The organism is Bacillus sp. CZDM1, from assembly GCF_055502545.1.
The window spans coordinates 130,960-144,053 of sequence record NZ_JBUESO010000007.1; the positions used below are offsets into that span (position 1 = coordinate 130,960).

Consider the following 13,094-nt stretch of genomic DNA (forward strand, 5'->3'; position numbering starts at 1 on the left):
AACAAGTACTGCGCAGCCCTAAGAAAGAGACATTCTTTTCTCAAGCGTGTTAAACCGAATCAAGTTGACTCTCATCATCCAATAAGCAGGAGCAACTCCGGAAATAAACGGAATTAAGCCAGGCATCCTAATTAAGAGCATGCCAATAACCAATAGTCCTGCCCCCATCCATATCGTGGATAGCAATCCTGTTATGGTAAATAAAAAGGATTGTTTTATATATTCTTTCGTTGGGAGTTCATAATGGACATAAAGCGAAAAGAAATTACCAACAGCCAATAGCAGGACAAATACAAAGATATATAGGATGATTAATAGAAAACTGGCAAAAACGCCTGTCATTACTTGTTCTACAATTCGAATATCGACAAAAAGAAAAAGGCCAATGCTGTAAAATACAAGGCCTATTCCATTGCTTCTTTTCCATTCTTTAAAATAAACTTGCTTAAACGTCGCCCATACAGGTAGATCACTTTCTTTTCTCATCCATTTCCGCACAATGGTAAAAAGGGCAATGGATGCTGGAAAAAAGCCAAAGATCCCTAACCCAAGGATGGTAAAGGCAACCCAGTATAGATTAACCAAAATCGCCCTCCAGATCCATTCACAAACGACAATCATCCATGGAACCTTTTTCATGATCCATCACCCTTTCAATCGATTAACTTGACGAATTTTCAAGCTTGATTACTTTTGTTCTTCATTAATTGTTCATAAAGCGGACTGCCTTTTACTGCCTTACCCGTTAAACTTAAGACAAATTCACTGAACATCGTATTTGCCCATGCAAACCAGTCTCTGGTAAATTCTTCAGGGCAATCGGCATTAAAGCCTTCGTGCATAAAATTGGTAGCGCCGTCTGTTTGATTAAAATAAGCGAGTATTTCTTGTTTTTCTGCTTCACTCGTTGTCGTCATCCCTTGGATGGCCAGCGCGATATGCCAAATATAATGATCCGGAGTGTGCGGACTTCCAATTCCATTTGCATATTTTCCTTCGTAATAATATGGATTATCCCTGCTCAGAAGGAAGGAACGTGTGTTTAAATAAGCGGAATCATCATATGGAAGATAGCCTAGGTACGGTGCAGCAAGCAAACTCGGAACATTGGCGTCGTCCATTAAATTCATGCGCCCTTCTCCATCCGTTTCGTATACATACATATCTCCATGAATCGGGTGGTCCAGCTTAGCGTATTGTTCAATACCCTTTTGTATTTCTTCTTGAAGCTTCAAGCATTCTTCCTTTAATTCTGTATCGTGAAGGATTTCCTCACACATTTGTGCTGCATACCCTAAGACAACCACAGCAAACATATTAGCCGGGACCAGATAGCCATAGGTGCAAGCATCGTCACTTGGACGGAAGGCACTCCAGGTCATACCTGTCGGAACAACTCGTCCGCCCCTGCCCTCACGAGTTAACGTATCTGACTGGCGGCAATCCGTTCGCTCAAATCGATAAGAAGATTGATTTTCATGATCCTGCTCCGTCCTCCATACATGAATAATCGTTTCCATCACCTGTTTGAATGTTTCCTTTATATGAGAGGTACGTCCTGTTGATTTCCAAAACAGGTAGGCAAACTGGATTGGATAGCACAAGGAATCAATTTCGTACTTCCGCTCCCAAATATGCGGTGTCATCTCTGTCAGGTCATTCTGGTGCCCTTTGCCATTCGCACTTTCGTTGAAAGCATTGGCATAAGGGTCGTGCAGGATGAAAGCAAAATGCTGACGAATTACCCCTTCGAGGAAATCTGCCATTTCTTCATCTTCTTCCGCTGCCATTAAGTAAGGTCTTACCTGTGCGGCTGAATCTCTTAACCACATTGCCGGAATATCCCCAGTAATGACAAATGTTTTTCCATCTTCTTGTTTCTTCATTGTCGTAGTATACGTATTGACAAAGCATTGCTCAAACATATGCTGTAACTTTTCATCCTCTGGGAAAAATTCTTTTACGTGATGGATTAGCTTTTGCATGGATTCAGGAATTACTGTCGTCATTTTACCCACTCCTATTTCTCTTTGTGAAAACCCAATGTGATAATTTCATATTTTCCTACTTCATATGATTCTTGGGTATCGTCTGTATTTTCTTCAAGGATGTTACTTTTATAGGATTTAAAGTCTTGTTGGATTGCAGCCTTAAGATTTACCTCTTCTTGTGCTGGATTAAACCAGCGAATCATCACATCATCGTGATCTTCCGCTACTCTCAAAGAAGTCCAAACAAGTCCATTAGATTCTGTTTTAACAAACTGATGTGTTTCCGGTAATTCACCTTCATGGACACTTGTCTGAACAGCTAAAAGCGGCACTTTGTATTGATAGGCGTCGACAAACGCCTGTGATTGGATGACATCCTTTTCATGCGGCAGCACTTGCCATTCCGCTGTTTGCAGTCCTAAGCATTGTGCTTCAGGTGTAGGGAAATAACCCCAGTCCCCGAGCTCTGCTGTCGAACGAAGCACGGTTACCGCAATGGTGCCATTCTCCGGGAGAATTTCATATTCTTGCAAACCATCCGTCGCTACGGTTAATCCCCTCTCGGCATCCGCTAGGCTGGCAAACCGCTGCTGGTGATGACAAAAACTCGGATTTTCCCATTCCTTCTCCGGCGTATTCGGGCGGGTGACAATCTCGAAAATACTGTCAGCTTGATGTGTTTCCGTCTGTAACCCTGTTGGGAACAGAATCCGCAGCCGGTGATCGGTTGCTTGGTTGTTAATCGTCAGTTTAAATGCCGGACCCTTCATTCCCTTTTCAAGGGTAACAACTGTTTGCATCGTGATTGTCGTCATTTCGTCCGATCTTCCAGCTTCCCTTTCCTTATGCCAAATAAGTCGATTCCGTTCTTTCGCTAAGCGAGCGTCCGCAGAAACGGGAATGGATAACGTGTGCGTAAACTCTAAGACTGTTCTGAGTGAGCTTCTTTCTAGGAAGTTAAATTCCGCGGGTACACCCTTTGTCGTAATAGCAGCATGTCCCTTTGCTTCCTTGTACATATATTCGTTGCCAATATCCCCAGTGTCTTCGTAAATTCCAAGACGATAGAATGACTCACCGGTATCTTTATGCATTAAATCATAGCTGCCATCTTCATGAAACTGTAGATATACAATTTCATTTTCCATTTCAATCCGTGTTTCTGAAGATTGCCCCTTCTTCTCTGCCACTTGTCCACCCGGTACAAGGTAGAATGTTCTATACCCAAACGAAGGGATTTCCTCTGCGAAAAAAGAAAGCTTGGCACGTTTAGCAAAAAACGGCTGACGGAACTTATCATTTGGTAAGTCGTAACCAAATTCGACTGCTGGATCTTCAAGCTGATATTCTAGCTCTCTGCCCTTACCATCAACCAGTTTGTATCCTGCCAATGGTTTATCCTGCAAATAAACTGGAATTTCTTCAAAGTGCATTTGTGAAAAATACACTTTTTCTAAATCGACTATTTTGGTAACAACTTCATTTTTCTCCCATCCGGTCGTATTCAGGACAACAAGTGGAATTCCTCCTTCAGGTGTCTGTGAAGTATCAACTTTTTGTGCAAGTGCTGCTGCGTTTTCCTCGACAAATACCTCTCCCATTTGCGCTACACTTTCAAAACGAGTAACCATTTCACGATGAACTTCATCGACACTACAGCCGCAAATACTGTCATGCGGGTGGTTCTTCATCAGTGATTTCCACATAAAGCGGATGTATTCCCGCGGGTAGGCGCCGCCTGCTAAAGCCATCATGGCTGCTAATGGCTCAGCGTTTTTTTCCAAAAGAGTTTGACAATGATGATTCATTTGCTTCAAATAAATACGGCTTGATGCAGTATTTACAAGCGTGGACCATCCATCTGTCCGCTGATTGCGCAACTCCCCTTCAATTACTTGCAGCTGCTCAGGCAGTGCCTGCTTTAACGCTTCCGTATACTCATCAAAACTAGAATGCTTAAACTGGTAATCTGGATATAGGGCAGATGCCGTTTCAATCGCCTGTGGAATCGTCTTTTGCAGAGGCTGATGATCACAGCCATTCATAAACAACAACTGATTGGTTGAGGCATATTTCTCTGCATCTAGGAGCTTCTTATCCCAGAACGCTTTCGCTTCCGTTTCATCCACCGGGATCTCATTCCCATTGGAATACCAATTAGCAAAAAGAATACCTAAAACCCTTGAACCATCAGGTGATTTCCAAATCATTTCAGAATAAGGTGATTCATAATCAGGAACGTCTGATACCGTATTATTAAAGCCCGTCGGCTTCACTCCTCTGCCAAAGGCTGCCGTTTCAATTCCCGCTTGCTTTAAAAGCTGAGGTGCCTGCCCGTAAATACCGAAAGTGTCCGGAAAATAACCTATTTTTGAAACATTTCCATAAGCTTTCGTATCATTCATACCCATCAGCAGGTTTCGAACATTTGCTTCGGAGCTTGTTAAAAACGCATCCTGCAGAACATACCAAGGACCGATATGAAGCTTTTTCTCGTCTATTAATTGCTTAACAATTTCCCGATTTTCCGGGTGAACGGCGAAATAATCCTCCAACAAAACCGTTTGGCCATCTAGATGAAAGGATTGAAAGCCGCTTCCTTCCTTTTTGAACTGTTCAATAAGATTATTCATAAGCTGTATGAAATAATAGCGGTGTTTCTCAAAAGGTAAGTACCATTCCCTGTCCCAATGAGAATGAGATATAATATGGGCCGTCTTGTTCACGAGACAACACTCCTTTAACATTTTATAAAACACGAAAACGCTGTCATTATTGTAAAATAAAATACTTCTTGTACTTACAATAAGAAAACCAGACGCAAACAGCAATAGAATGGCGGCAAGTCATAAAGTTATTACAGTCGATATAAAATTAATCCATAAAAATAAATGAACGATTAAAAAGGGCCCGTTCCCCACTGCATCGTTACAGTGAAAAACAGGGCCCTTTCGCGTCAGAAGTATGTGAGAATCAGTACTCTCGCTATAATTGCTCTCTTTTATATCTTATTGAATTTCCGCAAGAAGCGCGAGTGCCTCTTCTTTAGATGTAACCTTTAACAATTGCTCCCTAAAGCTGTCATCCATTAACTTTCGTGAAAGCATTTGTAAAATCTTGAGATGAGCATCTCCTGCAGCTTTTTCAGGTACGGCAATCATGAAAATTAGTTTTGCATCGGTACCATCTAAGCTTTTCCAGTCTACACCTTCACGTTTTATTCCAAAGGCAACCGTTGGTGTTTTAACAGCACTTGATTTACCATGAGGAATCGCAATATTCATCCCAAGTCCTGTAGAACTCTCAGATTCACGTTTTAATATCGCTTGTTTATATGCTTCCTTAGAGCTTAAAGCACCGACGGAATCAAATTTTGCAATTAATTCATCGATAACCTCATCACGAGTATCTCCTGTTAATTGTGTTTCAATTAATTCTAAATTCGTAATATCTGTCAACTTCGTTATTTCAGCAGCTTCTAACTTCTTAACATTCTCATCAAGAATTGGTACATTAGCTTCAGATTCTTTCCCCACACCTGCAGCAGCCACTTGGGCACCTTCCACATCTTTCTTCAATGCGATAACCATAATCGCCGTTACAACCACACCCACAATGACAGCAACAAAGAACATGACCACATTATCAACCGCACCTAGTACAGCAACAATCGGACCTCCATGTGCCACTCTGTCACCAACACTTGAAAGCATGGCGATAACAGAACCAGCCATCGAACCAACTACGATACTTGGAATCACACGAAGCGGGTCTTGTGCAGCGAATGGAATCGCACCTTCTGTAATACCGAATAATCCCATGGTGAAGGAAGCTTTTCCTGCTTCTCTCTCCGTTGGACGGAATTTACGTTTGTTAATGAATGTTGCAAGTCCAAGTCCAATTGGCGGAATACAGATCGCTACCGCAATCGGTCCCATAATTTCATAGTTACCTTCTGCAATCATCGCTGAGCCAAATAAAAATGCTACTTTGTTAAATGGACCACCCATATCAACGGCAATCATTGCTCCAAGGATCATCGCTAAGACAATCGAGCTGCCCCCCTGCATACCAGCAAGCAAGGCTGTTAAGCTTTCAAAAACCTGTGCTACCGGAGCTCCGATTACAAAAATAAATAATAAACCAACAATTACGGATGATAAAATTGGAATGAAGATTATTGGCATAACGGGTTGAACCGCTTTTGGTACTTTAATCTTCTTAATTGCTAAAGCTACATAACCTGCCAAGAAACCGGCAATAATCCCACCGATAAATCCGGCACCCGCTTCGCTTCCATAAAAACTGCCATTGGCTGCAATATAACCGCCGATCATACCTGGTACAAGTCCTGGTCGGTCGGCAATACTTACTGCAATAAAACCTGCCAAGATTGGCACCATGAACATGAACGCTGTACCGCCAAGTTTTTCAATCTGTTTCCAAATAGAATCTTCTGGAATGACAATTCCACCCGGTGTCTGCTCGCCGCCAAGTGTTAGCGCTAGGGCAATCAATAATCCACCTACGACAATGAACGGAACCATGTAAGAAACACCGCTCATTAAATGCTTATAAAAAGGATTTTCTTTTTGTTTACTTGTTTGCGCTCCGCCAGTTGCCGCTGCTTCTGGTTTATACACAGGTGCTGCACCGCTTTGAATCTGTTTAATCAATTCTTCTGGCTTGCGGATTCCGTCTTGAACACCAGTTATGATTACTCTTTTACCGGCAAAGCGCTCTTTCGGAACGTCCTTATCCGCCGCAATGATAATGCCCTCTGCTTCGGCAATATCTTGATCGGTTAATGCATTTTCCACACCAATCGAACCTTGTGTTTCTACTTTTATCTCGACACCCAACGCTTCGCCTGCTTTTTGTAAATTCTCAGCAGCCATATACGTATGAGCAATACCAACGGGACAAGCTGTAACAGCTAATATTTTACCCATGATGTTCCCTCCTGCTTTTCAAGTAATCGCTTACCTATATGGTACATCCACTATTAAACAGTTATATTTTTTCTTTTTACCGGAAGCTGCGGTAAAAATGTATTTTTTGACCTGGATGTTTAGGATTATCATATATCTTTTCCCTAAAAAGAAAAAAGGACCACTTTAATGGTGGTCAAGTCTTTTCTAACACTTGTAAAAAATCCAAATAATCCTTTGAACCTGTTAACGCATGAACAACCAATGGTGACTCACTAAGTGCAGCAATTTTTCCAATCACTCCACGAATATCTCCTTGATTTTCCTTTGAAATCGCGAGCATGAAAACAAGGGAAACACGCTCGTTCCCCCACTCTATAGGCTTTTTCAAAACAGCCGTGGCAATGATAGTCCTTTGAAGCATGGAAGGATCTCCGTGTGGAATGGCAATTCCCCCGCCGATGGCTGTAGCAGATTTCCGCTCCCGATTAACAGCACTGTGGATAAATTCTTTACTTGCGTAACCTTGTTTAAAAAGCGCAGTCGCCAGCATTTCCACTACTTCATATCGGTGTTCTTTTTCCACATCAAAAAACATAAGATTTTCATTCAAAAATTGTGAAAGAACATCTTTAATCTCCATATTCTTCTGTTTCAGCGTTTCCACAAACTGACTTATTTTTTTCTTATCGTCCTGGCCAAAAAGAGGAGAAATCACAATCTGCTCCGCATTTATTTTTTCAAGAGGAATGGTGGAAATAATGAAATCAACTGGATGATCTCGTACATATTCCCTCACCCCTGCTTTGCCAATACAGGCGACAATATCAATATCCTGATAGCTCTGTTCAATTTTCGCTTCTAATAAATGTGACATGCCAATTCCCATATGACAAACAATTAGTGCTTTCTTTTTACTCTCGCTCTTCCCTTCCAACCGTTCAATGGAGGCTTGAAAGTGAAGAACAAGATAAGCTGCCTCGTCCTCAGGAATCTCTAAAAGATAGGTTTTCTTTATTTCGTCGAGAGTTAGCATCACCATATTAAACATATAGGGATACATTTTCTTAATATTGGAGAGCAGTGGATTGGTAATCGGAAAACCAAATTTGATTCGATTGAAGACAGAATGCATATGGACGGCTAGACCTTTCATTAATATGGAGTCAGCTTTAAAAGGAAATAATGTCAAAGTCTCCATTTTACTAATAAAAGTATGCAAAATACTTGCTAGCCCTTCATCATATTTCAAAACTTGTTCCGATCCCTCTTCCGTCCGTTTACCACTAATAATGTGCCAGGTAAAATAAACCCGCTCCACCTCTGGAAAGTGAATCCGAAATGATGACTCCAAGGTATCAAAAAGCCAGCTAGCATACTGGAATTCCTTCTGTTTTAAAGTTGTTTTCTTATCAGACTCCTGTACAAATACAGGCGCCCTCTGCCTGGTCCGCTTCATCATGATCAATGCGTGAACCATCAAACTCTCAAGCGCACCATCTGAAAAAGCAATACTAAATTTGTCCTGCATATCCTTAAGAGCTTTCCTCACAGTTGTTATCTCATAGGGTAAAAATAAATCCAACACCACATTTTTTTCATTTGCACCCTTAGGGATAAGCTCGGATAAATGAGCCAATGCATTGCGCTTTTTCAACTCTTGTCCTTGAATCACATTTCCTAGCCGCTGCTTTGAAACGATTTCAAGTCCATAACGCTCAAGCCAATCCGAAATAATCTCTATATCTTTTTTAATAACCGTTTTCGTAATATAGTAACAATCAGCCCAATGCTGTAAAGTAATCGCCTTATCACCAGTTAACAGTTGAAAGGCGATTTCAATCAGGCGCTCTTCATTTGTCTTCGGCTCGTCTGCAAAGAGACTTCGTAAAATTTCCGACCGTTCCTCTTCATCCGTTTCAATCGATATTCCAAAACCAGGCTTGCGAGTGATCGTGGCACTCGGATAATCAACTAAAAAATCCTCCAGCACAGCTAAATCATTGCGTACGGTCTTCTCTGAACAATCCAACTGCTCCGCTAAACCCTTACTTTGCAATACCCCTTCATCATGAAGGAGCAATATTTTTAGTAATTCCTTTTGTCTATTATTCATCCTGCACCTGCTCATACTCACAATATAGTAAAGTGTATAGTTATTGCTGCTACTTTTCAAATCGGAAAGAAGCGAAAGTTACCTCCAAAAGTAAAAAGACGATTCGAGGGGACAAATCGTCTTTTTTGTTACCACTATTTACGCTGAAGCTTTTTCCTTACTTTTTCCAACTTTTCTGTTGATGAATGGTACTACCCAGTAGTCTAAACCGTATTTACCTGCGTTGAAGCCTGCTGTTAAGATGATGAAGCCTAAGAAAATGTCTGTTGGGTTATGAGATACGGTTCCTGCTAAGAAGAAAGAGAAGTTCATTACTAGACCAAAGAACATGGCTGCAGTTGTTAAACAACCTAACATAAGTCCTAAACCGATTAATGTTTCGCCCCAAGGAACGATGAAGTTGAAGATATCGATGTTCGGCAGTGCAAAGCTTTCTAAGAAGTTTACGTACCAGCCGTAAACCATATTGCCATCTGGACCTTTAACTGGATTTGCTACCGCATTTTTCAAGTATCCTGAAGCATCGAAGCCGCCTGTAATTTTATGAAAACCAGCTGTGAACCATGCATAGCCAAGGTATAAACGAATAATTGTTAAAATCACTGCTGAGATCTTATTTTCTCTCAAAAAGGTATTAAACATAAGTCATTCCACCCTTCAAAATTTGTTTGTTCTTTATACTTACACTATATTGCTTTTGGGGTGTTAATAACATAGGCATAGTGACAAGTTCACAGTATGTTAAAAATGTTATGACGGAAGTTTGAACAGTTCTAAATACTAGTAATCAATACAAAGTTCGAATGTTGGGGCATTGTTGTATAAAAGAAAATCGATTGTCAGTCGATATAAAATTAATCCATAAAAAAAATGAACGATTAAAAAGGGCCCGTTTCCCACTGCATCGTTACAGTGAAAAACAGGGCCCTCTCGTGTCAGAAGAATGTGAGAATCAGTACTCCTCGCTATTCCTCCTATTTACTTCCATAATTAAACTTCTTTTTCAATTCCTGTATTCGATCCATAGCTTGAACCAAGGTATCGTAGTTCGTAACCTGTTCTCTTAATGTTGGGTGAAGCTTGTTGTAGGCAACTTTACAATCATTGACGATCTCCTTATCCTCTACCGTCAAATCACTAGCGGCAGGAAGATCACTAATTTGATGAATCACTTCCGTTACCTTTTCATGTAAGTAAGCTGTACTGAACCTTAGACTTTCTCTTTCACCTTCGTTTTGAACCGTATAATAGATTCTGCCGCCCTCTTGCCCAAAGTCCAGCTGTTCAAAGGTAATCGTTCCGTCTTGTTCAGCAGCCTTTTCTGCTAGAACATCCTTTGCATCCAGGGAGCTATATAATCTAACTGTTTGACCCTGTTGAACTCTATCAATTGTCACATTATCTTGGGCACCCGTATTATTCTCAGCACCTGCAAAATGCATCATAATATTTTCCGTTCTTGGCAGCGCATCACTTTCAAACATCTGCCATTCATAAATCCGAATCGCGCCCCAAGGAGAAGTACCGCTATTGTAGACCTGAAGTTTAAATTCTCTAGCCGTAACAGGCTGGTCTAAAACAATATCGGTCACAGCCTTCGTATTATCAGTAATCCTTTTAGCACTGACCCATTCACCTTTTTCATCTTTATAAAACAGCTCGAAATCAACGGTGTTCATATTACTTGCTTCCCCGCCATATTCAGCATGTTCGACACGCCAGCGTTTGATTGTTTTCTCCTCACCAATATCAATGGTCATATAACCAGTCTTTGCATTTGTTGCACACCATTTACTGTTGCCGATTGCTGTTCCATCTAATGCTTTCACTGCAGGCTCAGCATCATTTTCTGCTGACACAGCTGTTACTTGTGCACCAAGGACAACATTATCAGAGGTTGGATTTTGTTCAATCTCCGTTGCATCCGTGCCCATGCCCCAGTCAAAATCAACGACAGCTGCTTCACCTCGTACATAATTATGATTGACCGGTACGACTTTCAATGAAGTACGATTATCACTCGAAGCGTTTTCATTTGTCCGGGTAATACTTGGTGTGTAGAAATAGTTATTTGGCGTAACACCTAAAAGTGTTTCCGCCCCATCGGCATTCTCTTGGTAAATCTCATAATGCAATACGTTCTCCTGCTCGCTCCAGCCTAGACGAGCTTCCGCCTCAAATGCTGTTTTCGGCATTTCTTCTAAAATTTCCACATCAGCTGGTTTCGATAAAACAGCTTCAGCTGAATCATAAATGGACAGCTGGCCTAATTGAAAAGCATAGTTTTCAAGTTTGTCAGAGTTACTGATTTTAAGACTTACTGCATACGCCATCTTTCCTGCATCTTCTCCCAAATCAACAACGGCTGTCTGCCAGCCCTTTTCAGTCGCTGGAAGTGAATAGTATTTCATGTTATCCTGCGAATAATCTTCGCTGTATGCTACACCAAGCTTAGCTTCTGCGCCTGATTGATTCTCATAAACCACGCGGACCTTAGTACTGTCAGTAATCGGAAGTTTGGTGCTGTAAAGCATTGTATCATTTTCGGAGTTGGCCTCGAGCGTACCGCTGAATTTAAGCGAATTCCCCCCGTTATAGGCTTTATCGAAATCATAGGATACATTGATTCTGCTGCCTTCACTGCGAATCCACCAACGCCAGGTTGGCATAACATCCTGGATGGAGCGATTGTTCCACTCGAGTTCACTAGCAATGGTCCCATTAACAAAATATTGTTTTCCATGGCCGCTATTAAAGTTTGTGGTAAAAGGCATTTCCTGAATAACGGACGAATCGGTCACAAACCGAGCCATTCCCTTCCAATCGGAAGAATCATCTGCAAGGGTTGGGTCACCCTGCGGTCCCGTCCAGAGATTTACTTCTTCTTCGTGAAAGTCAGCAGGATTTTCTGCCAGCCCCATGGTTGAGTTTGGTGTATAAAGTGCAATCGAAACCTTTGACTGTTTGTTTTCATCCAGCAGTGCTTCCGTATTAATTTTTGTATTATAAGAATTCTGTTGTATTTCGAAACCTGCATAGGCGTCAAATGGGTTCCGGTTATGACCATTCATCGTTTCAACCGTGGTGTTAATCTTATCGGTGTTCCAGTTATAGTTTAAAAAGAACTCATCAACGGCATATTCCCCGTCCTCTGCCGGCTTCACATACATGTCATTATTGCTGTTAATAGAATCCTGATAGCTGACATTTCCTGTATTGGACTGAGCATCGTACCAGCTGACATTAAGATTTGAATTCCGTTTGATATAGCGCATCATTTCATTCATACGTACGGCTGTTTGCTGATTAACACCATACGTTTCTTGGTTAAAGAAATAACCGTCAAATCCAAAATACTCAGCAACTTCAATCATTTTGTCTGCCACAGGGAAACTTCCGTCTTCATTTTGCTTTGTAAACTTTTCTATCTCAGCAAGTCCTTCTGCTGATCTGCCCCATGGGAAACCAAGTGTTGCATAAACAGGCACTCCATTTCGGTGGGCGGCATCCACTATATCTGGTGTAGGGATGGCAAAAATCCCCTCATTGGTTCCTGCCCAGTAAATATAAGAATCAAGCAGCTGCCAGTTGTCGAAAGCGTATACATTAAAGTCATTGCTTCCAACCGAACTTGCCTCATCATGATTCCAAGTCGTAATGGCTGCAGAGGTGATACCAGCCTTTGGATTAGCTAGTGGATTAATCTGAGTTCCTTTGAATCGGTCTTTGTTTAAAGGGACGCTGGCGCGGTTCAATTCAGCATCAGGATCCTTTTCAGGAGACCATTCCATGAGTGAATCAACATTGAAAGCGGGTGCCAGCGGCTTTAGACTGAGCTTGTCCGCATAGTTCTCATTGACGACTGCTGTTCCGTCCCCGTTAACTCCGGCTTCAGCCCCCGGTGCATTCATTGAACCCAGTAACATGATTGCCGCCGATGCAGATAAAATGCGGCTGTACAACTTACTTCCTTTTCTTCTCATTTTGCTCCTCCTCTTACACTTATTTACTTCCAAAAATGGAAGCACTTTCAATTAGTATAAAATTCTGCCACTT

At 41.5% G+C, this 13,094-nt stretch carries 7 protein-coding genes; all 7 read right to left on the reverse strand.

Annotated features, from left to right (window positions below; genetic code table 11):
• Window positions 1-18: 18 nt before the first annotated feature.
• Window positions 19-639 (reverse strand): YesL family protein, encoded by a 621-nt coding sequence (locus tag ACY3XC_RS17230; protein WP_464869640.1) that lies wholly within the window; start codon window positions 637-639, stop codon window positions 19-21.
• Between the two features lie 38 nt (window positions 640-677).
• Window positions 678-2,009 carry a glycoside hydrolase family 125 protein gene (locus tag ACY3XC_RS17235; RefSeq protein ID WP_464869641.1) on the reverse strand — a complete coding sequence of 444 codons (1,332 nt, stop codon included), beginning with the start codon at window positions 2,007-2,009 and terminating at the stop codon, window positions 678-680.
• Between the two features lie 11 nt (window positions 2,010-2,020).
• Window positions 2,021-4,717: an alpha-mannosidase gene (locus ACY3XC_RS17240; RefSeq protein ID WP_464869642.1), complete on the reverse strand. Its 2,697-nt coding sequence runs from the start codon at window positions 4,715-4,717 to the stop codon at window positions 2,021-2,023.
• Between the two features lie 282 nt (window positions 4,718-4,999).
• Entirely contained in the window at window positions 5,000-6,943 is a 1,944-nt protein-coding gene (locus ACY3XC_RS17245) for a fructose-specific PTS transporter subunit EIIC (protein WP_464869643.1), read from the reverse strand.
• A 175-nt stretch (window positions 6,944-7,118) separates the two neighbouring features.
• Window positions 7,119-9,038: a BglG family transcription antiterminator gene (locus ACY3XC_RS17250; RefSeq protein ID WP_464869644.1), complete on the reverse strand. Its 1,920-nt coding sequence runs from the start codon at window positions 9,036-9,038 to the stop codon at window positions 7,119-7,121.
• 138 nt (window positions 9,039-9,176) lie between these two features.
• On the reverse strand, window positions 9,177-9,680 hold the full coding sequence (locus ACY3XC_RS17255; RefSeq protein ID WP_464869645.1) for a DoxX family membrane protein: 504 nt from the start codon (window positions 9,678-9,680) through the stop codon (window positions 9,177-9,179).
• Between the two features lie 332 nt (window positions 9,681-10,012).
• The gene (locus tag ACY3XC_RS17260; RefSeq protein ID WP_464869646.1) at window positions 10,013-13,021 is read right to left on the reverse strand and encodes an endo-beta-N-acetylglucosaminidase; all 3,009 of its coding nucleotides are present in this window, start codon (window positions 13,019-13,021) and stop codon (window positions 10,013-10,015) included.
• Window positions 13,022-13,094 lie beyond the last annotated feature (73 nt).